Here is a 26,080-nt window from a genome sequence, read left to right as displayed (position 1 = left end):
AAGGAGTATCACTTATTTTCCCAATGTATTATTTCAACGCACTTTACTAATCCATCGTTTCCTTTTATATAAAATACAGAAGCAAAAATGGCCGCAAAATAGCGGCCATTGGAATAGATAATCGAGAGGCGAATTATGGAACCTGATACGCCAGTTTGTAATTGCCTGCCGTTACGGTACGGAATGTCACGCTGTCAGTGCGCCAGCGGATCTCCACTTCCGCGGGGGACTGCACTTTCCAGTTGGACGCATCGTTAACGTTCAGCACCAACTGGTCAATCGTCGCGACATCTGCTGCCGGATCGGTGATATCAAGCGCGAACGCAAAGGCAAGCGAGTCCGGCACGCCGTTATTGGATGAGAACAGCTGCGTCCACTGTGCCGCCGTAATAGCGCCGAGCTCAGCTGGTGTCATGCCGTCTGCAATCAACGTCGTTGCCCCCGCCGTATCGGCTGACAGCGCACCAACATCAACCCACACGCCGTTCCGCAAGACATGCCACTTCACCAAATCCCGCGTCACGGCGACACGCACTTTACCGTTGCCTGTCTGCGTTGCCGTTAACGTTGCGGCATTAATCTGGCCATAACTGACTAATGAAGCCAATGCTGACTGGGTCAGGATCTGCGAGTGTGGCGTGTATTTCGTCTCAATATTCATTTCTGAATTTGAGATGACTTTGACTGAGCTAGTGAAGAGTGACGTCAGGTTACTGACACTGCTAATTCCCTGAGCACTAATTTTTTCCGCTGTTAACTCACCGTCAATCTCTTTCAATGAGCCATTATTGACACCGTAATTTTTACCGCCGTAGTTAATTACAAACTTATCCAGGGACTCGTAAATTTCTAATTCATCAACGCCGACAAATGATGATAAAATCCCATAATTCGCAAGTGTGATATGAATACGATAATATTGATAGCTGATATCGTTATTAATGACATACGTGCGTTTCTGACCAGGCGTATTCTGGGTATCATTTGTAATCGTATGCAATACTGCCCACGTAACCCCATCATGACTCCCCTGAAACGTCCAGGTACGCGGCGAGTTTGAATACCCAGACTGATTACGGGTCACAACGGAATAGCCTTTCGCAAGCGCGGGCGCAGGGAGTTTTACGCCAACCCATTGCGGCGATGAGACAGAAGGCGCACCATCGCTAGTCCATGAATCAGTTCCCCCAACCTGAGATCGGTTAAAAGCTTTATATATTGCAGACCCAGCCCCAGGATCTCTGCTGTTTGAACTTGCGATTGCTTCGTAGCCTGCTGGCGCGTTATTAGCCGTCATTACAGGAATAATGCTTTCCACCGTTGCTGATACGGTCGGTGTTTTCTGAAGAATGCTTATCGCCTTTCCATCCGCTTTTATTTCGGCAGCGTAAAATTTTCCATCCGGGACTAATTGATAATTTGAACCGGTATAAAGGCTGGCTATACCGTCAAAAATAACGTCATTGGTCGCGTTGTAATTAGGCTCACTCGACGCATTGAAATCATCCACCACATAAGTCTGATTCACCGCGCCTGCGACTTCTTTCAGCGCGTATGCTGCGAGATTAAACGTACTTTGTGGGCTAATGCTGAATGCATGATTTTGTCCCGCTGTTGCACCCTGACGATCGGCAACAATATAGCCAGAACCGCCTGTGCCCGAACCACCCACCGCGCTGATAATGGTTTTCTCATCCACCGGGTTATAGCTCAGCGTCACGCCCGCACCGGCTTCCAGCGAGGAATGAATAAGCTGCTTCGTTTTTTGTGTGTAGTCAGTGAGTTCCGCGGTGGTGTGCGAGTGATCCGCGGCCGCAACGCCCATTTGCGCTGGCGTCAGTGAGATATCACCGCTGCCCAGCAGCGACTGGCCAAAGAGCGTACGGATAGTGGTGCCAGAGAGTAATGCATCCTGCTTTGCATTCCAGACCGCCTTTTCATCCGGTGTGGCAAATTTTCTGGTGGCGGTTTCGGTAATCTGATCGGCTGTATAGTCGCCTGGCTGTGCAGTGACAACACCGGTACGCCCGAATACGGAGGTAACGCCGGAGACGCCGGGTTCTTGATTGCCGCCATGATCTGAATGGCAGCAGGTATGAGGATGAACGGTACATGTTGATTTGCCTGTACTGTCACAAACATTGATTTCAATATTAATGTCTTTCATGGTGTTGATGACTCCGTTAATAAAAGGCACAGGGAGTATCACTTATTTGACCGGGGTATTATTTTAAAGCACTTTACTAATCTACGGTTTCCTTTTCTATAATTTCTTTTTCTATAAAAGCCAGAATAAAAAAAGCCGCGATATACGCGGCCAATAGAATAGAGAATCAGGAGACAAATTACGGCACCTGATACGCCAGTTTGTAATTACCTGCCGTCGCAGTGCGGAATGTCACGCTGTCAGTGCGCCAGCGGATCTCCACTTCCGCCTGAGTCTGCACTTTCCAGCTGGAAGCATCATTGACGTTCAATACCAGTCGATCAATGGTCGCTACGTCGGTGACCGGATCGGTGATATCAAGCGCAAATGCGAACGCGAGTGAGTCCGGCACGCCGTTATTGGATGAAAACAGTTGCGTCCACTGTGCCGCCGTAACAGCGCCGAGCTCGGCTGGTGTCATGCCGTCTGCAATCAACGCCGTTGCCCCCGCCGTATTGGCTGACAGCGCACCAACATCGACCCATGCCCCGTTCCGCAAGACATGCCAGTTCACCAAATCCCACGTCACGGCGACACGCACTTTACCGTTGCCTGTCTGCGTTGCCGTTAACGTTGCGGCATTAATCTGTGACCATGAGCCAGCTGATGTTAATAATTTCTGAGTTACTGACTGTGCTAATGGGATATATATTGTACGCACACTAATCGGCTGAGCAGAAATCAGTTTTACAGAAGTAGTTAAATTAGGCAGTGTCGTATTTAACGAATCAACACTTGATACACCTAACAGATTTATTTTTTCAGCAGTCAGCTCACCAGTGATTTCAGTCAGTACGCTTCCTAAGAAACCATAGTTTTTCCCACCAGTGTTAATGATGAATTTTTCATTCGGTGGGAAAAATTTTAATTCTGAAATAGTGACATATGGGCTACTACCGTTAATAGCCGTAATTAACAAACGGTAAGTTTTGTAACTAGCGGATTGTGAGAGTGTAAAGTTTCTCACCGCACCGGGATCATTATTCATATCATCAGTAACGGAATGTAAATCACTCCATGTTACACCATTATCATTACTGCCCTGAAGTTTCCATGTTCGCACATTCCCCATATCCATTTGGCTACGGTTAGTAATTTGATAACCACCGATGGCTTCTTTCGATGGTAAATCAATTTGTAGCCAGTGAGGACGTGCAACAGAAGGTACCCATGTGCCATCCGTTCCCCAGCAGTTAGGCGGAGGGCCTGAATTATTAGAGCCATCGAATGCGATAAAGGCTTTATAGGTCCCTAGAGACTCATTAGACGCACTCGCTGTATAACCTACAGGTAATGTATTAGACGTCATTAAAGGAATAACAGATGAAGAAGATGCATTTATTAACGAAATGTCTACCTCTTTTCCATCTGCTTTTATTTCAGCAGAATAAAAATCCCCGTCAGGGATGAACTGATAGTTTGAACCAGTATAAAGACTAGCCATACCGTCAAAAATAACCGCACTCGTCGCGTTGTAATTAGGCTCACTCGACGCATTGAAATCATCCACCACATAAGTCTGATTCACCGCGCCTGCGACTTCTTTCAGCGCGTATGCTGCGAGATTAAACGTACTTTGTGGGCTAATGCTGAATGCATGATTTTGTCCCGCTGTTGCACCCTGACGATCGGCAACAATATAGCCAGAACCGCCTGTGCCCGAACCACCCACCGCGCTGATAATGGTTTTCTCATCCACAGGGTTATAGCTCAGCGTCACGCCCGCCCCGGCTTCCAGCGAGGAATGGATAAGCTGCTTCGTTTTTTGTGTGTAGTCAGTGATTTCCGCGGTGGTGTGAGTATGCCCGACAGCCGCAGCCCCGAGTTGCGCTGGCGTCGGCGAAACATCACCGCTGCCCAACAGCGATTGGCCAAAGAGCGTACGGATAGTGGTGCCAGAGATTAATGCATCCTGCTTTGCATTCCAGGCCGCCTTTTCATCCGGTGTGGCAAATTTTCTGGTGGCGGTTTCAGTAATCTGATCGGCCGTATAGTCGCCGACTTGTGCAGTGACCACGCCAGTCCGTCCGAATACGGAGGCAACGCCGGAGACGCCGGGTTCTTGATCGCCGCCATGATCTGAATGGCAGCAGGTATGGGGATTAACCTGAATAGGGGGATGAACGGTACATGTTGCTTTGCCTGTACTGTCACAAACATTGATTTCAATATTAATGTCTTTCATGGTGTTGATGACTCCGTTAATAAAAGGCACAGGGAGTATCACTTATTTGACCGGGGTATTATTTTAAAGCGCTTTACTAATCTACAGTTTCCTTTTCTATAATTTCTTTTTCTATAAAAGCCAGAATAAAAAAAGCCGCGATGTACACGGCCAATAGAATAGAGAAATCAGGAGACAAATTACGGCATCTGGTACGCCAGTTTGTAATTACCTGCCGTCGCAGTGCGGAATGTCACGCTATCGGTGCGCCAGCGGATCTCCACTTCCGCAGGAGACTGTACTTTCCAACTGGGCACGTCATTAACGTTCAGCACCAGTCGGTCAATGGTCGCAACATCTGTTACCGGATCAGTGATATCAAGCGCGAAGGCAAAGGCAAGCGAATCCGGCACCCCGTTATTGGATGAAAACAGCTGTGTCCACTGTGCCGCCGTAATAGCGCCAAACTCAGCAGGCGTCATACCGTCGGCGATCAGTTTCGTTGCGCCCGCCGTATCTGCTGACAGTGCCCCCACATCAACCCACGCCCCGCTCCGCCACACATGCCAGTTCACTAAGTCCCGCGTGACAGCGACACGCACTTTACCATTTCCCGTCTGCGTAGCTGTCAGCACTGCGGAGTTGATTTGTGACCATAACGCCGCGCTCGCCAGGGTTTTCTGTATGGCAATTTGAGGATGCGGTGTATATAGCACTTTTGCATCAATATTTTTTGATGAAAAAATCGTTACTGGCTGTATTCCTGACAAAGAGGATTCGGGGATTACGCCAGATGACAAAAAACCAGTCTCATAAAAATCTTCCGCCACAGATGGCGCAGGGATCGATGTTAATATCCCATTGTTCGCTGAATACCATTTTCCATCACTGCCGTTAATCAATAGTCGCTCTCTGCGGAATATTTCAAGCTCCCCTATTTGGACATGCGGGCCAGCATTGTGCTCGGTTATTAAAATACGGAATGATGAATACGGCGTGTCATTGGTGAACGTATATTCTCGAACCGCCCCCCTCCCATCACGAGTATCATTAGATACCGTATGTAACGTATTCCACGTTGTACCATCATTACTCCCCTGAAACATCCACGATTTCGGGCTGAGTGGCCCAGGATTCAGGTTTTCGTTTGTTATTCTGTATGTATCAATCAATACAGGAACCGTCATAGTAATACGCAACCAATGTGGGTTAGCCACTGTTGGTACCGTTTTGGATGCCCAGTATCGATTTAACGTTCCGTTGAATGCTGTCCACGCCGCGTATTGCGTTGAATACTCGGACGATGCGTCAACCGTGTAGCCAACTGAACTATTATTTGCTGTCATCACAGGAATCAGCGTTTTATTAACAGCATCAATTTCAATGCTTTCACCGTCTGATTTGATTGGTGACGAATAAAAATTACCGGATTTCGCCAAGTTATATAGCTTTCCGACATAGGGACGTAATGTGTTATCAAACACAGCAGCATGAGTTACGTTGTAGTTCTCTTCGCTAGACACGCCGAAATCATCCACCACATAAGTCTGATTCGCCGCGCCTGCGACTTCTTTCAGCGCATACGCCGCGAGATTAAACGTATTTTGTGGGCTAATGCTGAACGCATGATTTTGCCCCGCCGTTGCGCCCTGACGATCGGCAACGATATAACCTGAACCGCCCGTACCCGAACCTGAACCGCCCGTACCCGAACCCGAACCACCCGTCGCGCTGATAATGGTTTTCTCATTCACCGGGTTATAACTCAGCGTCACGCCCGCCCCCGCTTCCAGCGAGGAACGGATGAGCTGCTTCGTTTTTTGCGTGTAGTCGGTGATTTCCGCTGTGGTATGGGTATGCCCGACAGCCGCAGCCCCCATTTGTGCCAGCGTTGGTGAGACATCGCCGCTGCCCAGCAGTGATTGCCCAAAGAGCGTGCGGATAGTGGTGCCAGAGATTAATGCATCCTGCTTTGCATTCCAGACCGCTTTTTCATCCGGCGTGGCAAAGGTTCTGGTGGCAGTTTCGGTAATCTGATCGGCCGTATAGTCACCGGTTTGTGCGATCACGACACCGGTGCGCCCGAATACAGAAGAAACCCCGGACACACCAGGTTGCGGCTCGCACTGATTATCCGTATCCACATGACAGCAGGTGTGAGGATTGATCTGAATTGGGGGATTAACAGCACATGTTGATTTTCCCGTGCTGCCACAGACGTTGATTTCAATATTTACGTTTTTCATAGTACCGACTACTCCGTTAGTGAGGGTGCATCAGGAGTATCGCGTATTTGGCTGGTCTGTTATTTTAAAGCACTTTACTAAACGTAAGATTATTTAATCAATTAAATCAGAAAATTAGATTCAATTCATTTTTGTCATGTGCGGCTTACATGCAGCACCGCCTCTAAGCGCTCGCACAGAAAAAATGGCGGTTTCAGTCATCAGTAAAGAGACAAAAACCGCCATCACTATTTGTTACTTATAAACAATTTGTTACTTATAAACAATCTCACCTTTCGGCGCGTAGGCTTCCGCATCCAGCGGAGAGTGCTTCTCGATATACTGCTTCAGTAGGCGGAAACTAATTATGTAACCCATTGTTATATAATACGTTACCGCCTATTTTAATCACAAAAAAATAGATAACATTCGATTTTGTAACCTATTGATATCCATGTAATAAAAAATAGTTTTGCAGAACCCCTTTTCAGCATCCCTGCAATGAATTACTGTATATAAACACAGTTATTTATGAAGAGGTATCCCGCAATGTTTGTTGAACTAGTCTACGATAAGCGCAACGTTTCCAGTATCCGCAATGCTCACTCACTAATTGAAGGCGAGCTAACAAAGCGAGTTCACAGAGTCTTTCCAGATGCCGCAGTGAAAGCAAAAGCGATGCAGGCGAACGGCATCAATACCGACGCAAGCAAATCTGATAAAGCGATCATTGCTCGCGTCGTGGAAGAAATGTTCGATGAGTCCAATGATTGGTTGATCGACTAATTACACGGAAAAATTCACATGATAGGCTGATTGTTCTATCTCAATCGGTATAGTGAAATCATGGAAATTATTAATTATCACGGAACGACGATCTGCGTTTTTCTCCGGGCAGTAAAAACCCGCCGTGGCGGGTTCTAGTAAGATTTGAATTATTCTGCCGACGGTGGATATACCGTCTCGTGCGTGACCTTGATTTTAGCCATAGCTTCTTTAGCTACGTTCAAGGCGGCCTCTGCATCAGATTTATCCATGTCACGCGTTAGTTGATAGTCGGCCCATTTACGCTGCACATGAAGATGATGTAGGAATGCGCCAATTTTTTTTAGCTCGGATTTATCAAAAGGCTCTGCCTTGCATTGAGCTTCTCTCATAAGATACTCACGAACTCCCTCATGGGAGGTGAGTACATAGCAGTGTTCAAGCTTGCTGCAAATTTCATGGTAGACGCCATAATAGGCTCGACCAACGGTATTTCTAAAACCAATCTCATCGCCATCGGCGAGGCACTTTTCAGCGAAGTTAATGAAATCCTGGCCGACTACGCTCATAGCTCAAGTCCTTCTTGCTCTGAACTTTTAAACCACGATGTGAATGGGCGGTCAATGTAAGCATCATCAGCGAGTAAACTAATTAACTCAAGGTTCAGAGTAGTTAGAGTGTCGGCGTCCTTAGTCGCGGCGAAGAGAATTAAAGCGTTGTCATAACCTCCAGTGAGGAAGTACTCGACGCCAACACAATTTATGCCGTTGTCATTCGCAATTTTTTCTGCAGCATCGCACAGGTGTTGAATCTCAGACGTAGTAAGCTTTGTGGCCTGTTTGAATTCTAGAATAGTATTCACCATTTCAGCCCCCTCCCGCTCAATTTTTTCACGCTCATCACCATCAAGTAATGCTTTGAGCATGACTGTGTATCGTTTTACAAGTCTTTCGCTACCAATGCAAAACGCAGCGTTTCTAGCCATTTTTCTAATTCGTTGAGTGAAGTAAATCTCGGATAAACGAAACACTTCTTCTCTGTGAAAGAGATTATGAGCAGAGCAACTTAGGTATCCCACATAATTCCCAGCGACAATTGAAGCATTTTCACCCGAAGTTACCATGGCATCTTTGAACCACTCAACTGCATCATCGTGTTTACCGAGTGCAACCATGAGCCACGCTGTTAAGTAAGAGCGCGAAGTCTCAGGTAGTGCTCTGATATCTCTCTGAATATCAGAGGCAAGAGACTCATCCAACAGAGTGTTTGAATCTATATAGGATAGTAGCGTATTGAGCAGCTCTTCGTGCTTGGTCTTGGGCTGAGCCTGCATTTTATAATTTTACTCTTTGAAATTAATGGTTTTTTATTTTTTTATAGCAATTCACAACCGTGAATCATGATAGATGATTCTAACAGTTAACTGGTGGTTGTCACGGGATATTGAGAAAAAACGATGTAAAAAAGAGAGGTTTTAATGAGCCGTAATGTAGTGGTTTAATGAATTTGGCTACCTGTTATGAGGTGATATCCTTCACCTCATAACAACACTGGTGACACAATGAGAAAACGTTTCAGTCCCTAATTTAAGCGTGAATCTGCTCAGTTGATTCTCGACCCAAACTACAGTGTTATTGACTCAGCCAATGCCATGAATGTTGACCTATCAACTCATACGCAATCATTGAAGACTCTGGTCACTATGTCGCTGTACGCATCGGCGAAACTGACGCGCCAGCGATTCATATTGATCCCGTTCCGGCACTAGAAGACGCACTCGACATTATCGCCGGGCGTCTGTCGTTTTTTGCGTAATCACTAATCACGCTGGCTGTTCAGGCCACCCAATAGCAGCAGCATTAACATCGACGCGACTCAATAGCACCGCATACCGCTGCCACTCGATCAACGCTGCTTTCTCTGCGTCAGTCGCAATATCAAGATTTACTGCGTACGTCAGTTCATTAATGCGCGCTGCCGCGATAGCTTTACGTGATGCGAGTTGCTGTTGCGCCAGTTTTGCCACCGCGGCCTGCTGTGCAGCAACATCAGTCACCCATTTTTTGCCGTTCCACGCGTCAAACTCTGTTGCTGGAGCCAGCAAGGTTACGTCGCTTGGCAGTTCCCCCAGTTGCGTCACATAATGCGCAAGACGGGTTTCAGTGTTGTAAACTCGCTCCCCTCGATAATCTGGAATGTGCTCCCAGCTTTTTCCGTCAGCAGAGCGGCACAGTGCTTTTCCTTCCGCTGGCATTTCTGGTTCATCAACATAACTTCCGGCAGACACCCCGACACCGCGCATCAGGAACTCATAATTTGCCTGTAGGTATTCACGGGTTACCTGATTAACCTGATAAACAGTGACCCAGCCAGATTCTACAGCCAGCCCCTTTTCGTTCAATTCTGTTGTTTTAACTTGTGCTGAATATTTCATTATGCTGCTCTCACGATGTAGTTAAATGCAATGTTACGGGGGCGGGGTTTCAGTACCAGCGTTGTTATTAACGCCGGTTCGGGAGTACAAATTTCCTCCTCCATCTTGCAGCCCTTTTCCGACATACAACGGCGTTCCACTCCCGACTTCGAGCGATCCACTTGCATGTGTGTGTGACTCTGTTGCAAACGCTTGCCCGGACAGATTGGTTCGGGCAGGGTCAACGCCGCGCCCGTTATCCCAACCGCGAATGAATTCACCACGGAGGTCTGGCAGTATTCCTGATGGGTATCGGCTCGCTAAAATCGGATATGCTGACGTATCAAATGACTGGCCGGCGCACGGCAACCATCCTGACGGTATGGTTGTGAGTGGCCACGGTTGCGGCATCCCGACGATCTCGCTAATTTGGACGGCACCAATATCATTCGCCGTGAGATTTTTAGTATTAAATTCACGTCGCCACTCGCCTGAGCCTGGTGTTTCCGACTCGACATAAACGAACTGTCCCTGTATTGCCAGAGGGTCACTGGATGATGACATCGTTGTGACACGCACCGTACGGAGATTAAATCGACTTGCAAAAACCTCAACAACAGCACCAGCCAACTCGATATGCCCACAGTTCGTATCGCTGATTTTTTTGTTTGCTGAAAAACTCCATGTGCCAGCACACACGAAATACAGATGATCGAACGCCCCCAACGAATTCAGAAAATCAATGAATTGTGATGTCGTCCAATTGCCAGAACTGCCGCCAAACTCGATCCATGAACTGCCCAGATGAGGGACCTGAGCGTTTTTAGCAAACGCGACTTTGTCCTGTATGTCTGCACCATTCTGGTTTTTTGCTAGCCGCCCGTCAGCATTTTGCATTACGGAACGCACAGCGAATGGTGTCGCAGCTAATGTCTCAGCATCGCTGTTTGTGGCGCTACTGAGTCGCACAATCCCCGCGGCCGTTGTTGATGCGACGGGAATGTTACTGGCGGCGTTCTTTTGTAGGGCAAGCAATAGCGACTGCTCTAGCGCTGCGATATTCCCGTTATCTAATACGTCGGCATCATTCGTATCTGCAATAAACTGAGCCACGACAGACGCAATTACAGAGGCCTGCCGGACCGCTTTATTGATTTGCGCTGATGACGCCTTACCGGATGTGAATCCGCTAAACAGTGCTGGCAGGCTTTCCCACTCGGATTGTGATGTAACGTTGGCACCCGCCGCTGTCGCAAACGGTTTAAATTCATTGTTAGCCATTTAGTGATGTCTCCCATGCGCCTTGATCAAACCCGGCGATGTATTCATTTTCGATGTCAAAACCGAAAAACTGATTTCCGACTGACGGATACAGAATTTCCCCTGAAAAAACGCCTGCGGCTTTTACTGTTAAATACCCCTGTCGGATGACTGCCAATATTTCACGCGAAACGGAATCAATACACGCGGAGGGGACATAAAGGATAAAACCATTACGTCAGCGTTCAGCGAGGCACGCGACACCAGCGGGTTAACATGGAGTGAAGGATCGCCACCAACATTTCATGAGCAACGCTCATTATCCGAGCGACTATACCGGAAGCAAGGCGTCGATACCAAAGCCCTGCTGGGTCATAAGAATCAGTCAATGACCGACAGGTACAACGATGATAGAGGCAAGGAATGGATCACCATCGCCGTTTAAATAGCTTAAATTACGTACCGTTTTGCAGAAGAGTTTTGCAGGGGTTTTGCAGAAGAATTTTAGAACGAGAAAAAACAGCGGTTTTCGCCACCAGCGAAGAGACAAAAACCGCCATGATTATTAGTTACTTATAAACAATTTCACCTTTCGGCGCGTAGGCTTCTGCGTCCAGTGGTGAATGCTTCTCGATATATTGCTTCAGCACTTCAGCGTCGACAAAGCCGGTGTTCACATAGCCCGGCAGATTATCAAGCCGCGGGTAGCCATCGCCGCCCATCGCATTAAAGTTCAGCGTTGCCATGCGGTAAACTTTATCTGCCTGCAATGGTTCACCTTTGATTTTCACGTTCTGTACGCCCTGCCCGTCCGCCGTCAAACTGACGTTGAGGAATTGCGCATAGGCGCCGGAATCCACCTTTTTATTCGCCGCGACGGCCAGATATTTCTCGACATCACTGCCTTTCATATCCACATAAACCAGCGTGTTGGCAAAAGGCTGAACCTTAAGCACATCTTTATAGGTGATATCACCGGATTCAATTGAGTCACGTACGCCACCGCCACTCATAATGGCAAAATCCGCCTCAGCACGCTCAAGCTGCGCCGACAGCAGCACGTGCGCCAGATTCGTCTGACGGAAACGCACCTGACTGCGATCGCCTTCCAGTTTGCCTTTCACACTGCCGATCTTGATGCCCAACTGCGCCTGCCCTTTTTCCTGGAACGGCGTCAGCATTTTCATGACGTCAGGATCCTGCGTGATTTCATGCGTATAGAAAACACGTTCGGTCTTGCCGTCCTTTTCTACCTTTTTCTTCAGGTTGATTGGAATCAGCTGATAATGCTCAAGCTTCAATTCACCATTGCGGAATGTGAAATCAGCCCGACCGACATATTTCCCCCACTCATGCGCCTGAACAATCCAGGTGCCGTTCTGGCGATCGGGAGCACAAGGCGTACCCGGTACATAATCCACCTGTTTTTTATTCTCCTGCGCCATACAGACCGGATCCTGCGAGTGTCCCCCGACAATCATGTCCAAATATCCAGCTGGCAGGCTACGCGCCATTTCTACATCGCCCGGCGCATTGGAACCATGATTACCGTCGTCATAGTGTCCCATGTGCGTCGCAGCAATAATCACATCTGGCTTTTCGCTCTTACGCAATTGCTCAACAACCTGCTTCGCTTCCGCAGAAGGATTACGGAATTCGATATCGGTAAAATACTCAGGATTGCCTAATTTGGCCGTATCGTCCGTTGTCAGGCCGATAACCGCGATTTTCACACCTTGCTTGTCGAACAGGGCATAAGGCTTAAATAAGCGCTGATTGGTGCTTTTCTGGTAGATATTGGCCGATAACAGCGGGAATTTTGCCCATTTCTCCTGCTGGCGCAGGACAGACAGCGGATTATCAAATTCGTGGTTGCCAAGCGCCATCGCATCATAGCCAACCATGTTCATACCACGAAAATCTGGCTCCGCATCCTGTAAATCGGACTCAGGCACGCCAGTATTGATATCACCGCCGGAAAGCAGCAGTACGCTGCCACCTTTACTCGCCACTTCCTGACGAATCTGATCGACCAGCGTTTTTTGCGCCGCCAACCCATATTCGCCGTGGTCGTTATGCCAGAAGTGGCCGTGGTGGTCATTCGTATGCAAAATGGTGATGGCGTATGTTTTATCTTTCTCCCAAGCCATTGACATAACAGGCGTTAGTGCCAGCGATACCGCCATCGCACATCCCAGAGCTTTTATTGAAAAGCGCATGATAAATCTCCGTTTATTTTAAAGACGCAGTGGAACCACTGAGAAATTCACCACACAAATTAGCACAGCAAGATGAACAATGCGCGAAGCACATTCTCCCCGCCCGTCAGCAATGTGCGATAGCCGACAAAATCAGCTGAGGTATAGTCGCTATAGTGATCGCTCGCAGACCCGGCGCTGTCGTCGTGCCGTCACGAACTCTTGCTAATATGGATGCTTCACCGGAATAACCCGGCATCACACCGTTTATCCTCTGTTTTCCGGTGTTTTACACCGACAGATAAAATTATTCCGCTGAATACACAGAAAAGCAGTAAGGCATTAGCGCCGAGAACATCATGCTATCAGAATAATTACGCATGTTTATCAATGCTTATCGCGAGAAACCATACCGAAATCTGTGTTACACTACCTTTAGCTGGAGAAACTGATATTTTTCATAAAATACCACTTTTACCCAAGCAACATTTCGCTATATGCAATAGAATTTGTGTATACCCAGAATAATTGGCGTTGCAGCCAGACAGCAAACGAACGGATCCAATACGCTTTTCGGTACATCTATAAGAGTGATAAGGGTACGTAAGCGCCGCTAACCACGCTGTAGCTTCAAGGCAAGAAGGGTAAATCCGCTCAATTACGTTTCACCTATGGCACAAGGAGTTGGGATGCATGCTGCAACACCGCTAATTTCTACTATCGCTGGAGGGCTGGTTCTTGCCTTCCTCCTTGGCATTCTGGCAAACCGCCTGCGAATCTCTCCCCTTGTTGGTTACCTTGCCGCAGGCGTACTTGTCGGTCCTTTTACCCCTGGCTTTGTCGCCGATACGTCACTGGCCTCAGAGCTGGCTGAACTTGGCGTCATCCTGCTGATGTTTGGCGTCGGCCTGCACTTCTCGCTGAAAGACCTCATGGCGGTAAAGTCCATCGCCATTCCTGGCGCAATAGCCCAGATTGCCGTGGCGACGCTGCTTGGAATGGGGTTATCCACCATGCTGGGCTGGAGCCTGGCGAGCGGCCTGGTTTTCGGCCTCTGTCTGTCCACCGCCAGTACCGTGGTGCTGCTACGCGCGCTGGAGGAACGACAGCTTATTGATAGCCAGCGCGGTCAAATCGCCATCGGCTGGCTGATTGTGGAAGATCTGGCGATGGTGCTGACGCTGGTTCTGCTGCCAGCTTTCGGCGACATGATCGGCGCTGAGCATGCCGACACCAGCAAACTGCTGGCCGATCTGGCCTGGACCATCGGTAAAGTGATTGCGTTTATCACCCTGATGATTGTCGTCGGTCGCCGTCTGGTACCGTGGGTGTTGGCAAAAAGCGCCAGCACCGGTTCACGCGAGCTTTTCACGCTGGCGGTGTTAGCCATGGCACTGGGTATCGCCTTCGGCGCAGTGAAACTGTTTGATGTCTCCTTTGCTCTGGGCGCCTTCTTCGCTGGCGTGGTACTGAACGAATCAGAACTCAGCCAGCGTGCGGCGCACGATACGCTGCCGCTGCGCGATGCTTTCGCCGTCCTGTTCTTCGTTTCTGTCGGTATGTTGTTTGATCCGATGATCCTGCTGAACGACCCCATTTCCGTGCTGATCACGCTGGCCATTATCGTGTTCGGTAAGTCAGCCGCCGCTTTCGTGCTGGTTAGACTCTTTGGCCACTCAAAACGGACGGCATTAACGATTTCCGCCAGTCTGGCGCAGATCGGAGAGTTTGCCTTTATTCTGGCCGGGCTCGGCATTGTGTTGGGGCTGCTGTCCGAAGAGGGACGGAATCTGGTACTGGCCGGCGCCATCCTCTCCATCATGATAAACCCGCTGCTGTTTACGCTGCTTGAGCGCTATCTGGCGAAGCATGAAACCATTGAAGAGCAGATCGTGGAAGAAGCGATTGAGGAAGAGAAACAGATTCCTGTCGATATGTGCAACCATGCGCTGCTGGTCGGCTATGGTCGCGTGGGTAGCCTGATTGGTGCCAAACTGCATCAGGCTGGCATTCCCATCGTGGTCATTGAGAATTCTCGTACCCGCGTTGATGCCTTGCGTGAACAGGGAATTAAAGCGGTATTGGGTAACGCGACCAAACCTGAAATCATGGACATTGCGCGTCTGGACTGTGCCCGTTGGTTATTGCTGACGATTCCGAACGGCTATGAAGCTGGGGAAATTGTCGCGGCAGCCCGTGAGAAGCGTGCCGATCTGGAGATTATCGCCCGCGCGCACTATGACGATGAAGTCAGCTACATTACCGAGCACGGTGCCAACGAGGTGGTAATGGGCGAGCGGGAAATTGCCAATAGCATGATCACGTTACTGAAGCTGGATGATCTCCCTCCTGCACCTCAGGCGTGCCCTATCTAAATAGCGACACGTTAGAGACAAACAAAAATGGCGGGCAAATATAAGCCCGCCATTTTTTTACGCTGTGTGCCATGCCTTCAAACATCATCAGACAAGGCAACCTCGTCCCTACTCTGCTTTACTCACTAACTGTTCCAGCAGATCGATGTGCAGCGGATCGTCATTAAGCGCAGGAATATAGTGGAAAGCCTCTCCGCCTGCATGCAGGAAAATTTCACGGTTCTGTTCCTGAATCTCTTCCAACGTTTCCAGACAGTCAGCCGCAAAACCCGGGCACATAATCTGGATATGTTTAACGCCCTGCGCGGGCAGCCCCTGCATCGTTTCATCCGTGTACGGCGTCAGCCAGGGTTCACGGCCAAAACGCGACTGGAAGGTCATCATTATTTTGCCTTCCGGCAGCCCCAGCGCAGCAATCAGCGCCTCCGTAGTCGCCCGACAGCGTTGCGGATAGTCATCGCCTTCATTGGCATACCGCACGGGGATACCGTGATAAGAGATCACTAGCCTGTCCGGTTCACCATGTTCGGCAAAAGACTGCTCGACACGGTGCTTCAGCGCCGCAATATAAGCAGGATGTTCGGCATAATCACGGATAAAGCGAATCGCAGGCAGCTGACGATTATCACGCAGCTGTGCCGCGAGCCCATCCCACACCGCTGCGGTTGTTGAGCAGGAGTATTGCGGGTACATCGGCAAGACCACCAGTTGCGTTACGCCCTGCGCCAACAATTTATCCAGCGCTGAACGCAGGCTGGGCGAACCATAGCTCATGCCCAGCTCAACGGGCGTTTCCGGCATTCGCGCGGCCAGCGCCTGCTGCTGTCGCCGGCTAATCACCAATAGCGGCGATCCGCCTTCCATCCACACCGATTGATAGAGCTTCGCCACTCGCGGCGAGCGGGTTGGCAGGATAATACCGCGCAGTAACGGCCACCACAGCAGACGCGGCGTATCCACCACACGGCGGTCACTTAAAAACTCAGCCAGATAGCGCTTCACCGCCTGCGACGTCGGCGCATCGGGTGTCCCTAAGTTCACCATCAGCACACCGTATTTCTCTTGTTTCATCGCCGTCTTCCTTTTATGGAGAAGCAGGCTTTCTTTCAGCCCGCCCGTGCGTAATATCAAGTGTCTATACCCTAAATAATTCGAGTTGCAGGCAGGCGGCAACCGCACGAATCCCCAGGAGCTTACACAAGTAAGTGACTGGGGTGAGCAAGGGAAGCCAACGAACATGCAGCTTGAAGTATGACGGGTATATTGTAGCGAAAAAAAGCTAAACAAATACGGGTAGATACTAGGGATAACGCCGATGCTATCAATAGAGGAAACAAAGCAAGCGAGGATTTCAGAACGAAAAAATGCCAGACCGTCGTCTGGCATTTCTGTGACAAGGTGGGACTTGCAGCGGAAAATTAGCCCAGAATCGTTTCCAGTTCTGCGCGAACTTCTTCCACTTTACGCGTGCCTTCTACTTTGAAATAACGCGTGTTGCCCGCATCCGCTTCTTTCTGGTAGTAAGAAACCAGTGGTGCCGTCTGCTGATGATACTCAACCAGACGCTTACGCACGGTATCTTCGTGGTCGTCTTTACGGATAGTCAGCTCTTCGCCTGTCACGTCGTCTTTGCCTTCAACTTTAGGCGGGTTGAATTTTACATGATAGACACGACCGGATGCCGCATGGACGCGACGACCGACGATACGATCGATAATCAGTTCGTCAGGAACCGCAAATTCGATAACGTAATCCACATTGATGCCTGCTTCTTTCATGGCATCCGCTTGCGGAATGGTGCGTGGGAAGCCATCCAGCAGAAAACCGTTACGGCAATCGTCCTGGGCGATGCGCTCTTTAACCAGAGCAATGACCAGTTCATCAGTGACCAGTTTACCCGCGTCCATGATTTCTTTAGCCTGCTTGCCTAATTCAGTACCGGCTTTTACCGCTGCACGCAGCATGTCACCCGTGGAAATCTGCGGAATACCGTATTTTTCCATGATGAATTGAGCCTGAGTACCTTTGCCTGCGCCCGGAGCGCCCAGCAGAATAATACGCATCGCGTAAATCCCCTTGCTATGTAATATTTATAAAATAAATTTGAAAAAACGCTAAACCATACCATTCCAGACGCTTATGCTCAAGGAACGGGCTCGCTTCAGCAACGCGCAGGCAGACGAAAAAAAGCCTGATACCCAAAAATACGGTTTGCCGTCTGCCCAATGTGCCATTCAGTGTAGACGAAGAAACGCGCAATAACGGAAGGAAGCGTAAAAATGAGAGGGAAGACCCCGGTTACCACCGGGGTCTGGAAGGTATCACTATCAGGCGCTTAGCAGCTGATTCATACGACGAATGAACAGGTTCGGATCGTCCAGCGTCCCACGCTCAGCCAGCAGAGCCTGATCCAGCAGCAGTTCGACCCATTCGCCAAACTCCGCTTCATCAGACACGTCAGCTGCGCGTTTAATTAACGCGTGCTCCGGGTTCAGTTCAAAAATGTACTTCACTTCCGGCGCTTGCTGGCCCGCCGCGGCGAACAGTTTCGCCATCTGCGTGCTCATCTCGTCCGCATCCGTCACGACAATCGCAGGTGTATCAGTCAAACGGTAGGTGAAACGCACGTCTTTAACGCGCTCGCCCAGCAGGGTTTTCACACGCTCAACAAACGGCTCCAGCGCTTTCTGTGCTTCTTTCTGCGCATCGTTTTCTTCGTCAGCCAGTTTGTCCAGCGTATCGTCCGCTTTGCTGACAGACTGGAAGGATTTGCCGTCGAACTCGGTCAGGTAGCTCATCATCCATTCGTCAATGCGCTCGGACAACAGCAATACCTCGATACCTTTCTTACGGAACAGCTCCAGATGTGGGCTGCTCTTCGCTGCCGCATAGCTGTCTGCCGTGATGTAGTAGATCTTGTCCTGACCTTCCACCATCCGACTAACGTAATCTTCCAGCGACACCGTCTGCGCAGAGCTGTCGGATTGCGTGGTGGCAAAGCGCAGCAGTTTTGCGATCGCTTCACGGTTGCTGCCGTCTTCCGCCGGGCCTTCTTTCAGTACCAGACCAAACTGCTGCCAGAACGTCTGGTATTTTTCCGCGTCGTCTTTCGCCAGTTTGTCCAGCATTTGCAGCACACGTTTGGTCAGCGCATTACGCAGATTTTGCGTCACACGGCTGTCCTGCAGGATCTCACGAGAAACGTTCAATGGCAGATCGTTGGAATCAATCAGGCCGCGAACAAAACGCAGGTAGTTCGGCATGAACTGTTCGGCGTCATCCATGATAAAGACGCGCTGAACGTACAATTTCAGGCCATGTTTATGATCGCGGTTCCACATATCCCACGGTGCACGGGCAGGGATGTAAAGCAGGCTGGTATATTCCTGCTTACCTTCCACGCGGTTGTGGCTCCAGCTCAGCGGATCGGTAAAATCATGGGAGATGTGTTTATAAAATTCGTTGTACTCATCATCGCTGACTTCTGATTTGCTGCGCGTCCACAAGGCCTGCGCCTTGTTAATCTTTTCCCAACTAACAGTGGACTCACCGCCTTCTTCTTCGCTTTCCGTCCGGGATTCAATTTCTACCGGCAGCGCGATATGGTCAGAATATTTGCTGATGACGGAACGCACACGCCAGTCATCGAGAAACTCATCTTCACCTTCACGCAGATGCAGAGTGATTTCCGTTCCACGATCGTCTTTGGTGATGTCGGCGATGGTGTAATCACCTTCCCCGGCAGACTCCCAGTACACGCCCTGATCGGCATTTGCACCCGCAGCACGGGTACGCACGGTCACTTTATCCGCCACGATAAAGGCAGAGTAGAAGCCCACACCGAACTGGCCAATCAGTTGGCTATCTTTAACCTGATCGGAACCCATCGATTCAAGAAACGCCTTGGTGCCGGATTTCGCAATCGTACCGAGATTATCAATCACTTCATCACGGCTCATGCCGATGCCGTTATCAGAAATCGTCAGCGTGCGTTTTTCTTTGTCCGTAGATACCCGCACACGCAGGTCGCCATCGCCCGCATACAGTTCCGGTGCAGACAGCGCACGGAAACGTAATTTGTCTGCCGCATCGGAGGCATTGGAAATCAATTCACGCAGAAAAATTTCTTTATTGGAATAGAGCGAATGGATCATCAAATGCAGGAGTTGCTTAACTTCGGACTGGAACCCGCGAGTTTCTTGGCCTTTCATACTCATTGTTGCTTACCTCAATCCTAATATTATTCAGGCTGATTAAACTGACGATAAGTAACAAGTGGGGATAAACCAGGGTGATTTCAAGGGGTAAATTTCAGCGGAAAAAGAAAACGGTGCGATGAGAGGGAAAGCAAGACTGCGGCTGCCAGATAATGACGCTGGCAGCCGACAGATTAAAACCGGAAAGGCTGGCGTCCCGCGAGTGAATGGGACAGCGTTGTGCCGTCAACCATTTCCAGCTCGCCGCCAACGGGAACACCGTGGGCAATACGGCTGGCCATCACACCGTGTTGCGCACACAGTTCAGCGATATAGTTCGCCGTAGCATCGCCTTCTACTGTCGGGTTGGTTGCCAGAATCACTTCGTTGATCGATTCCACCTGCAGGCGCTCTTCCAGCCGCCCCAAACCGATATCGTCCGGGCCAATGCCATCAAGCGGCGACAAATGTCCCATCAGCACAAAGTAACGGCCAGCAAACTGCCCTGTCTGTTCGATAGCCTGAATATCCGCCGGACTTTCCACCACGCAAATCTGCCCGTTTTGCTGGCGGCGCGGATTCGAACAAATCGCACAAACGTCCTGCTCGGTGAATGTCCGGCAATCGCTACAGTGGCCGATTTCGGACATCGCCCGCGTCAACGCCTGCGCCAGACGCATACCGCCGCTGCGGTTACGCTGCAGCAGTTGAAACGCCATGCGCTGTGCCGATTTGGGCCCAACGCCCGGCAGACAGCGCAGCGCTTCCATCAATGATTCAAGAAGCGGACTGGTCTGCATCAGAACGGCATCTTGAAGCCCGGCGGCAGTTGCATGCCGCTGGAAACCGCTGCCATTTTCTCTTTCTGCGTTTCTGCGATACGACGAGCGGCATCGTTGAACGCCGCGGCGATCAGGTCTTCCAGCATCTCTTTGTCGTCTTCCATCAGGCTTGGGTCGATCTCAACACGGCGGCAGTTGTGCGCACCATTGATCGTGATTTTCACCAGACCCGCACCCGATTCGCCCGTGACTTCCAGATTCGCCACTTCTTCCTGCATCTGCTGCATTTTTTCCTGCATCTGCTGGGCTTGCTTCATCAGGTTGCCAATTCCACCTTTACCAAACATAGTTTTCTCTCTATCACGTCGGGCTGCGCACTCGCAGCGGTTAAACAGGGCGGATACTTTCTTCGTCCAGTTCCGCATCAAAGAAACGCCGCAGCGTTTGAATCGTAGTGTCGGCCAGAATTGACTGGCGCGCCTGCGCCAGTTTTTCTTCATAAATAGCCTGACGCCACTCCAGCGGCGTCCGCACCGCCGGATTGTCGTCTTCAGTAATCAGTAATTCTACAGGATGCCCGTAGTGCGCCGTCAATGCGTCCGCCAGCGTCTTTTGCGCCGCGGGCGAATTCAGATGTCGCTGGGATGAGCGCAGATGCAGATGGACTTTGCCTGCCTCTTCGCTCTCTTTAAACGCATTGAGTGCTAGCTGTTGTACCAGCTTTGGCAGCGTCAGGCGATGGATTTCCGCCGCCCAGGTATCCCGCTCCAGTGACTCTTCCGCCAGCCGTGCTGCCAGTTCCGGTGTTTTTTCGTGCTCTAACGCCGAACGCAGCGCTTTTGGCGTCGCCACATCGACCTTTTCTTCATCGACTTTGTTTTGCGCCCGCCAACGATACGCTTCCGGTTTTTTAGGCTCAGAAGGAGACGTTTTCGCGTTTTGCCGTTGAATGCTGCGCTCAGTCACCGAAGCCAATCGCTCCAGCGCTGAGGTTGCCGGCCGCGTGTTGTCAGACGCTGCCGGTTCAGCCTTTTTTGGTGGCGTACTCCCCTGTTTTCGCAGTAGCTGACTGCGCGCCTGTAACAGCTGGGAAGTCGCATCAGGCAGTTCACTCTCACCATACTGCTCAGCAGAACCGCTTGAAGCAGGCGGTTCCCCTAACGGTGGCACATACGCGGATGCATCCATCGGTGGTTCGGGAGAATAAGTGGGTGCCTGTACGTCAGCCAGAGGTTCATTGTTCTGCGGCGCTGGCGTACGAACCCTCGTCGATGCCGTGGCAACGGGCTGCGGCAGAGCGGGTTGAATAACAGGTGCTTGCGCAGCCTGAGCAGGCGCAGCACTGACTGGTGCTACAGGTTCGGCAATAATCTGACTGGGATGAAATGCCAGCGCTCTCAGTAGCGTCATTTCAACGCCCATCCGACGATCTGGCGCAAAAGGCAGTTCTTTGCGGCCAATTAACATCGTCTGGTAATACAACTGCACGTCCGCTGGCGGCAGCGCACGCGCTAAATCTCGCATACGGGCCTCAACGGCAGCATAATCATCACCCAACGCCGCAGGCAGCAGTTGAACCATCGCAATGCGGTGTAACAGCGTCTGGGTTTCTACCAGCAGCGATTCCCAGTCCACACCCCGTGCCGCGACCTGATCTAACAGCGACATGACCTGTGCACCATCGCCTTTCGCCAGCGCCTCAATGAGTGCCAGCGGTTGCTCATCGTCCAGCGTGCCCAGCATTTGGCTGACAGAAGCGGTCGTGACCTGCCCCTGCCCCATGGCAATGGCCTGATCGGTCAGGCTCAGCGCATCACGCAAGCTCCCATCGGCAGCACGTGCCAGAAGCTGCAGCGCACGGGGTTCGCTGACGAGACTTTCTGCCTGTAATACCTGTTCCAGATGCGCGCGAATCTGTTCGACATCCAGCGCTTTGAGGTGAAATTGCAGGCAGCGTGACAGAATGGTCACCGGCAATTTCTGCGGATCGGTGGTTGCCAGCAAGAATTTAACGTGTGGAGGCGGCTCTTCCAGCGTTTTCAACAGTGCATTAAAACTGTGACGCGATAGCATGTGTACTTCGTCAATCAAGTACACCTTGAACCGCCCACGCGCGGGGGCATACTGCACGTTATCCAACAGATCGCGTGTATCTTCTACTTTAGTGCGAGACGCGGCATCGATTTCGATCAAATCGACAAAACGGCCCTGTTCGATTTCACGGCAGTTATCGCACTGACCACACGGCGTTGCCGTCACGCCCTGTTCACAGTTCAGCCCTTTTGCCAGCAAACGGGCAATCGACGTCTTCCCGACGCCACGGGTGCCAGAAAACAAATAAGCGTGATGGATTCTGCCTAGGGAAAGGCCGTTAGCCAGCGCGGTCAGGACATGTTCCTGACCGACAACTTGGGTAAAGGTTTGGGGACGCCACTTACGGGCAAGAACCTGATAGCTCATCAATACCGCAACAGTCGAGTTATTGAGGCAATCATGCTAACACAGCCACGCCGCTATCGGCGAGACTGTTATGATTAATGTCCGGGGAAGTCAACCAGGCTATAGCAGGTGACACCCATCTCGGTCAGGCGTTGCTCGCCGCCCAGATCGAACAAATTAATGATAAAAGCGGCATCATTGACCGTACCACCCAGGCGACGAATCAATTTCACCGTTGCCTCGAGCGTACCGCCCGTTGCCAGCAGATCGTCAATCACCAGCACATTATCACCAGCAGAGATCGCATCGGCATGAATTTCCAGCGTATCTGAACCGTACTCCAGTTCATAACTTTCGCTGATTGTCGGACGTGGCAGCTTGCCCGGTTTACGCACGGGAACAAAACCCACGCCCAGCGCCAAGGCAACCGGTGCGCCAAACAGAAAACCACGCGCTTCCGTGCCGACGACCTTCGTCACGCCGCTATTGCGGTAACGGTTCGCCAACATCTCAATACTGGCTGCGTAGGCCACAGGATCTTCCAGCAGGCTGGTGACATCACGGAACAGTATGCCCGGCTTTGGATAATCGGGGATGCTTTTGATACTGTTTTTAATTAATTCTGCCTGCTGCTGCGCTGTTACGGTCATCATAGTTGTGCCTGATAAAACGTTCTGAACATACAAATGCCGGTCACCACAAGGCTTTCATCATCGTATGGCGTGATGAAGAGGCATTATGACAAAGAGGAAAATGGCGACCCGCGCACGAAAACGCTCAAATCTAGTCAAAGTGACGGATAAATGCAACTATCCGCACTCTGGGTGCGTATTTTTTGTATTCCCGTCACAGAGGCTGCCGCTTACGCTATCTTTTCGGATCCGCGCCCTGCGTTTGTTGTTCTGGATCAATCACGGGTAAACGAAGCATGAAGGTCAACAAAATAGCCAAAATGACCAATAGCAAAATCCTGACCCACACCAGTTTGACCAGCCAGAGCGAAAGCGCGAACGTTAACAGAATCATGGTAACCGCCTTCCATTTTGCTCCCGGCGGCAGTGCACGATGTTGCTGCCAATGGCGCAAATAGCTGCCAAACCAGGAACGGTAAAGTAGCCAGTCGTGGAAACGTGGAGACGAACGGGCAAAACACCAGGCGGCCAGTAACAAGAAAGGCGTGGTCGGTAATAAAGGCAACACGACACCCAGCGTTGCCAGCACAACGGAAACCCACCCTAATATAATCAGCAACACGCGATACATATTCACCTTTATACTTTGCTCGCTACCAAATATGTTTTGTCTATTCAATATGTCTTGTCTACGACAATGTCCATCACACTTTATCACTACCTTGCCTGATGGATTAGTTAAGATATCCTCATGCAGTGTATTAAGGCGATGTTGGCTAACGATTATCGATACACCACGCGCCGACTTGCTGAATCATCAGCCTTACCGTAAGGGAAACCAGTGAACACGCACCGATTGCTGCAGGCGCTTGAACAACAAATTACTACGCTGGCGAAAGAACTCGAACCGCTGGCGGATAAAGCCGTGCCACAATCGCGCTTTGATCGCCAGCTTTTTAGCAGCTATGGCACCCGACTACGGGATTATCACGCCGAAGTTGAGCAAAATTTGCATGCAATAAAACAGCTGGTCGCCGAGCAACGCACTGAGCGCGTGGCATTTCTGGCAGAAAAACTGGTCAGCCAGATAGCCGCACTGCAGCGCGAACTGGCAACGCAGTCATTACGCCGGCAGGAGCAACATGCGGCCCCGCCGCCGGAAGATGTGTATCACAAGCTGGCAGAACATCAGGATTATGAACGCCGCTTGCTCTCCATGATTCAGGATAGAGAAAGCCTGCTCGTCACGCAGACGCTTTTCAGCGAGCAACAGCGGCTACAAAAAGAGCTGGCGGCGCTGGAAGGACGACTATCACGCTGCCGTCAGGCGCTGTCGCGACTGGAGCGCCAGATCGAACGCCGGGAGCAAGGGCTATAACGCAGCGGCTTCGCAGAGAAAAGAAAAAAGAGGAACTGGTTCATGTCACTTGAAAATGCCCCACCCGAAATCAAGCTGGCGGTCGATTTGATTATGTTGCTGGAAGAAAACCAGATCGAACCACGTATTGCACTGGCCGCTCTGGAGATTGTACGTACCGACTTTGAGAAAAAACGCTCACAAGAGGAAAGTGACGCTGAACTCTCTATTAAGGAGAAGTTACTTAAGTGATAAGAGGCAGAGGCGTTGGCGCCGTCAGCGACGGCTTACTCAGCGGGTTTACGCAGCGCCGGGCTAAAATGCAGCATATCGATAAAAGCATCCACCAGCGACGGAGCTTCCTGATCGAGATCGAAACTTTCCGGCATAAATAGCCAGTTCTCCATCACGCCGGAAAAATAGGCACGCAGCGCAATCGCGGCCCGACGGGGATGAATGTCCGTCGGCAACATACCCATGTGAATGCACTTAATCAGGTTTTCTTCAATATCGACGTAGCAGGAAAGATAAAGCTCTTTGCGTGCATTATACGATTGCAACATTTCACCGACAAACTCGCATTTGTGAAAAGCGATCTCCAGAATGGATCGCCAGTGAGTATCGCTAACGGTTAAACGCAGCATATAAATCAATAATTCACGCATTACGCGGAGTGGATTATCAGGGAATTTTGTCTGATACTCTATTTCAAACTCACTGATTTTTGACTCTGCCAGCGCCCAGATCTCATCGAAAATTTCAGCTTTATTTTTAAAATGCCAATAAATAGCACCCCGGGTCACGCCGGCAGCAGTCGCAATGTCAGACAATGAAGTCGCAGACACACCATGCTCAGAGAACACTCTTAACGCAGTATCCAGTATCTGTTGTCGGGTTTCCTGAGCCTGTTTTTTAGTTTTTCGTGCCATGATAGTTTGGTTTTTCGTGCCATATCGCTGTATTTGAAGGAAAGTGAGATTTACATACATTCAAGTATGTATGTAACATAGCACGAACATAAGACTATAGCAGCAATGGGTTTTTGAGCTTGTGATCCATTGGTCAATT

21 protein-coding genes and 3 pseudogenes are annotated in these 26,080 nt (G+C 50.3%); 5 read left to right on the top strand and 19 right to left on the bottom strand.

The annotated features are described in order from the left end of the window. Nucleotides 1–133: 133 nt before the first annotated feature. From R9X49_RS01685 to R9X49_RS23110, 4 genes and pseudogenes are all read right to left on the bottom strand, one after another. Nucleotides 134–2,167 (bottom strand): discoidin domain-containing protein, encoded by a 2,034-nt coding sequence (locus R9X49_RS01685; RefSeq protein WP_319846962.1) that lies wholly within the window; start codon nt 2,165–2,167, stop codon nt 134–136. Between the two features lie 178 nt (nt 2,168–2,345). Beyond that, nucleotides 2,346–4,391 (bottom strand): discoidin domain-containing protein, encoded by a 2,046-nt coding sequence (locus tag R9X49_RS01680; protein WP_319846961.1) that lies wholly within the window; start codon nt 4,389–4,391, stop codon nt 2,346–2,348. Between the two features lie 179 nt (nt 4,392–4,570). Further along, nucleotides 4,571–6,616 carry a discoidin domain-containing protein gene (locus R9X49_RS01675; protein WP_319846960.1) on the bottom strand — a complete coding sequence of 682 codons (2,046 nt, stop codon included), beginning with the start codon at nt 6,614–6,616 and terminating at the stop codon, nt 4,571–4,573. Nucleotides 6,617–6,868: 252 nt separating this feature from the next. Beyond that, nucleotides 6,869–6,952, bottom strand: a pseudogene (locus R9X49_RS23110) (bifunctional metallophosphatase/5'-nucleotidase); the annotation flags it as partial. 192 nt (nt 6,953–7,144) lie between these two features. Between R9X49_RS23110 and R9X49_RS01670 the strand changes: the two are divergent. After that, nucleotides 7,145–7,381: a DinI-like family protein gene (locus R9X49_RS01670; RefSeq protein ID WP_319846959.1), complete on the top strand. Its 237-nt coding sequence runs from the start codon at nt 7,145–7,147 to the stop codon at nt 7,379–7,381. A 149-nt stretch (nt 7,382–7,530) separates the two neighbouring features. On the opposite strand, the gene R9X49_RS01665 is transcribed toward R9X49_RS01670, so the two are convergent. From R9X49_RS01665 to R9X49_RS01645, 5 genes and pseudogenes are all read right to left on the bottom strand, one after another. Beyond that, nucleotides 7,531–7,929, bottom strand: a complete 399-nt coding sequence (locus R9X49_RS01665; RefSeq protein WP_319846958.1) for a hypothetical protein — start codon at nt 7,927–7,929, stop codon at nt 7,531–7,533. Then, nucleotides 7,926–8,693, bottom strand: a complete 768-nt coding sequence (locus tag R9X49_RS01660; protein ID WP_319846957.1) for a hypothetical protein — start codon at nt 8,691–8,693, stop codon at nt 7,926–7,928. Before R9X49_RS01660 ends, R9X49_RS01665 begins: the two co-directional genes overlap by 4 nt. Nucleotides 8,694–9,182: 489 nt before the next feature. After that, nucleotides 9,183–9,794: a tail fiber assembly protein gene (locus tag R9X49_RS01655; RefSeq protein ID WP_319846956.1), complete on the bottom strand. Its 612-nt coding sequence runs from the start codon at nt 9,792–9,794 to the stop codon at nt 9,183–9,185. Between the two features lie 33 nt (nt 9,795–9,827). Further along, on the bottom strand, nt 9,828–11,054 hold the full coding sequence (locus R9X49_RS01650) for a tail fiber protein (RefSeq protein ID WP_319846955.1): 1,227 nt from the start codon (nt 11,052–11,054) through the stop codon (nt 9,828–9,830). Further along, nucleotides 11,047–11,247: pseudogene (locus tag R9X49_RS01645) on the bottom strand (DUF2612 domain-containing protein); the annotation flags it as partial. The gene R9X49_RS01650 and the pseudogene R9X49_RS01645, both read right to left, overlap by 8 nt. A gap of 12 nt (nt 11,248–11,259) precedes the next feature. Between R9X49_RS01645 and R9X49_RS01640 the strand changes: the two are divergent. Then, nucleotides 11,260–11,478: pseudogene (locus R9X49_RS01640) on the top strand (tyrosine-type recombinase/integrase); the annotation flags it as partial. A 124-nt stretch (nt 11,479–11,602) separates the two neighbouring features. Here R9X49_RS01640 and ushA read toward each other — a convergent pair. After that, nucleotides 11,603–13,252 (bottom strand): bifunctional UDP-sugar hydrolase/5'-nucleotidase UshA, encoded by a 1,650-nt coding sequence (gene ushA, locus R9X49_RS01635; RefSeq protein ID WP_319846954.1) that lies wholly within the window; start codon nt 13,250–13,252, stop codon nt 11,603–11,605. A gap of 668 nt (nt 13,253–13,920) precedes the next feature. On the opposite strand from ushA, the gene ybaL reads away from it, so the two are divergent. Next, nucleotides 13,921–15,606: a YbaL family putative K(+) efflux transporter gene (gene ybaL, locus R9X49_RS01630; protein ID WP_319846953.1), complete on the top strand. Its 1,686-nt coding sequence runs from the start codon at nt 13,921–13,923 to the stop codon at nt 15,604–15,606. Between the two features lie 108 nt (nt 15,607–15,714). Here ybaL and hemH read toward each other — a convergent pair whose 3' ends face one another. The 8 genes from hemH to R9X49_RS01590 form a co-directional block, all read right to left on the bottom strand. After that, nucleotides 15,715–16,677, bottom strand: coding sequence for a ferrochelatase (gene hemH / locus R9X49_RS01625; RefSeq protein ID WP_319846952.1), 963 nt, complete (start codon nt 16,675–16,677; stop codon nt 15,715–15,717). A gap of 347 nt (nt 16,678–17,024) precedes the next feature. Further along, a complete protein-coding gene (gene adk, locus R9X49_RS01620; protein WP_225087244.1) occupies nt 17,025–17,669 on the bottom strand; it encodes an adenylate kinase in 645 nt (214 codons plus the stop codon). A gap of 264 nt (nt 17,670–17,933) precedes the next feature. Next, entirely contained in the window at nt 17,934–19,817 is a 1,884-nt protein-coding gene (gene htpG, locus R9X49_RS01615) for a molecular chaperone HtpG (protein WP_319848563.1), read from the bottom strand. A gap of 179 nt (nt 19,818–19,996) precedes the next feature. Further along, a complete protein-coding gene (recR, locus tag R9X49_RS01610; RefSeq protein ID WP_319846951.1) occupies nt 19,997–20,602 on the bottom strand; it encodes a recombination mediator RecR in 606 nt (201 codons plus the stop codon). Further along, complete coding sequence (locus R9X49_RS01605) at nt 20,602–20,931, bottom strand: YbaB/EbfC family nucleoid-associated protein (RefSeq protein WP_010286242.1); 330 nt, start codon at nt 20,929–20,931, stop codon at nt 20,602–20,604. Before R9X49_RS01605 ends, recR begins: the two co-directional genes overlap by 1 nt. Nucleotides 20,932–20,971: 40 nt before the next feature. Beyond that, on the bottom strand, nt 20,972–23,044 hold the full coding sequence (gene dnaX / locus R9X49_RS01600; protein WP_319846950.1) for a DNA polymerase III subunit gamma/tau: 2,073 nt from the start codon (nt 23,042–23,044) through the stop codon (nt 20,972–20,974). A 74-nt stretch (nt 23,045–23,118) separates the two neighbouring features. Continuing rightward, nucleotides 23,119–23,673, bottom strand: coding sequence for an adenine phosphoribosyltransferase (gene apt / locus R9X49_RS01595; RefSeq protein ID WP_319848562.1), 555 nt, complete (start codon nt 23,671–23,673; stop codon nt 23,119–23,121). Between the two features lie 217 nt (nt 23,674–23,890). Continuing rightward, nucleotides 23,891–24,286 (bottom strand): DUF454 family protein, encoded by a 396-nt coding sequence (locus tag R9X49_RS01590; RefSeq protein ID WP_271874124.1) that lies wholly within the window; start codon nt 24,284–24,286, stop codon nt 23,891–23,893. Between the two features lie 210 nt (nt 24,287–24,496). Between R9X49_RS01590 and priC the strand changes: the two genes are divergently transcribed. After that, a complete protein-coding gene (priC, locus tag R9X49_RS01585; RefSeq protein WP_319846949.1) occupies nt 24,497–25,033 on the top strand; it encodes a primosomal replication protein in 537 nt (178 codons plus the stop codon). Between the two features lie 42 nt (nt 25,034–25,075). Continuing rightward, nucleotides 25,076–25,264 (top strand): pleiotropic regulatory protein RsmS, encoded by a 189-nt coding sequence (rsmS, locus tag R9X49_RS01580; protein WP_319846948.1) that lies wholly within the window; start codon nt 25,076–25,078, stop codon nt 25,262–25,264. A gap of 35 nt (nt 25,265–25,299) precedes the next feature. On the opposite strand, the gene acrR is transcribed toward rsmS, so the two are convergent. Beyond that, nucleotides 25,300–25,941 carry a multidrug efflux transporter transcriptional repressor AcrR gene (gene acrR / locus R9X49_RS01575; RefSeq protein ID WP_319846947.1) on the bottom strand — a complete coding sequence of 214 codons (642 nt, stop codon included), beginning with the start codon at nt 25,939–25,941 and terminating at the stop codon, nt 25,300–25,302. Between the last annotated feature and the right edge of the window lie 139 nt (nt 25,942–26,080).

The organism is Pectobacterium carotovorum, assembly GCF_033898505.1.
GTDB lineage: Bacteria > Pseudomonadota > Gammaproteobacteria > Enterobacterales > Enterobacteriaceae > Pectobacterium > Pectobacterium carotovorum_J.
Note: the sequence above shows the minus strand (reverse complement) of the source record. Positions and strands in the feature narration are given on the sequence as shown.

Bases quoted from the DNA above. Each gene is read 5' to 3' on its own strand.
- R9X49_RS01685 (WP_319846962.1), bottom strand. From the start codon at position 2,167: ATGAAAGACATTAATATTGAAATCAATGTTTGTGACAGTACAGGCAAA.
- R9X49_RS01680 (WP_319846961.1), bottom strand. From the start codon at position 4,391: ATGAAAGACATTAATATTGAAATCAATGTTTGTGACAGTACAGGCAAA.
- R9X49_RS01675 (WP_319846960.1), bottom strand. From the start codon at position 6,616: ATGAAAAACGTAAATATTGAAATCAACGTCTGTGGCAGCACGGGAAAA.
- R9X49_RS01670 (WP_319846959.1), top strand. From the start codon at position 7,145: ATGTTTGTTGAACTAGTCTACGATAAGCGCAACGTTTCCAGTATCCGC.
- R9X49_RS01665 (WP_319846958.1), bottom strand. From the start codon at position 7,929: ATGAGCGTAGTCGGCCAGGATTTCATTAACTTCGCTGAAAAGTGCCTC.
- R9X49_RS01660 (WP_319846957.1), bottom strand. From the start codon at position 8,693: ATGCAGGCTCAGCCCAAGACCAAGCACGAAGAGCTGCTCAATACGCTA.
- R9X49_RS01655 (WP_319846956.1), bottom strand. From the start codon at position 9,794: ATGAAATATTCAGCACAAGTTAAAACAACAGAATTGAACGAAAAGGGG.
- R9X49_RS01650 (WP_319846955.1), bottom strand. From the start codon at position 11,054: ATGGCTAACAATGAATTTAAACCGTTTGCGACAGCGGCGGGTGCCAAC.
- ushA (WP_319846954.1), bottom strand. From the start codon at position 13,252: ATGCGCTTTTCAATAAAAGCTCTGGGATGTGCGATGGCGGTATCGCTG.
- ybaL (WP_319846953.1), top strand. From the start codon at position 13,921: ATGCATGCTGCAACACCGCTAATTTCTACTATCGCTGGAGGGCTGGTT.
- hemH (WP_319846952.1), bottom strand. From the start codon at position 16,677: ATGAAACAAGAGAAATACGGTGTGCTGATGGTGAACTTAGGGACACCC.
- adk (WP_225087244.1), bottom strand. From the start codon at position 17,669: ATGCGTATTATTCTGCTGGGCGCTCCGGGCGCAGGCAAAGGTACTCAG.
- htpG (WP_319848563.1), bottom strand. From the start codon at position 19,817: ATGAAAGGCCAAGAAACTCGCGGGTTCCAGTCCGAAGTTAAGCAACTC.
- recR (WP_319846951.1), bottom strand. From the start codon at position 20,602: ATGCAGACCAGTCCGCTTCTTGAATCATTGATGGAAGCGCTGCGCTGT.
- R9X49_RS01605 (WP_010286242.1), bottom strand. From the start codon at position 20,931: ATGTTTGGTAAAGGTGGAATTGGCAACCTGATGAAGCAAGCCCAGCAG.
- dnaX (WP_319846950.1), bottom strand. From the start codon at position 23,044: ATGAGCTATCAGGTTCTTGCCCGTAAGTGGCGTCCCCAAACCTTTACC.
- apt (WP_319848562.1), bottom strand. From the start codon at position 23,673: ATGACCGTAACAGCGCAGCAGCAGGCAGAATTAATTAAAAACAGTATC.
- R9X49_RS01590 (WP_271874124.1), bottom strand. From the start codon at position 24,286: ATGTATCGCGTGTTGCTGATTATATTAGGGTGGGTTTCCGTTGTGCTG.
- rsmS (WP_319846948.1), top strand. From the start codon at position 25,076: ATGTCACTTGAAAATGCCCCACCCGAAATCAAGCTGGCGGTCGATTTG.
- acrR (WP_319846947.1), bottom strand. From the start codon at position 25,941: ATGGCACGAAAAACTAAAAAACAGGCTCAGGAAACCCGACAACAGATA.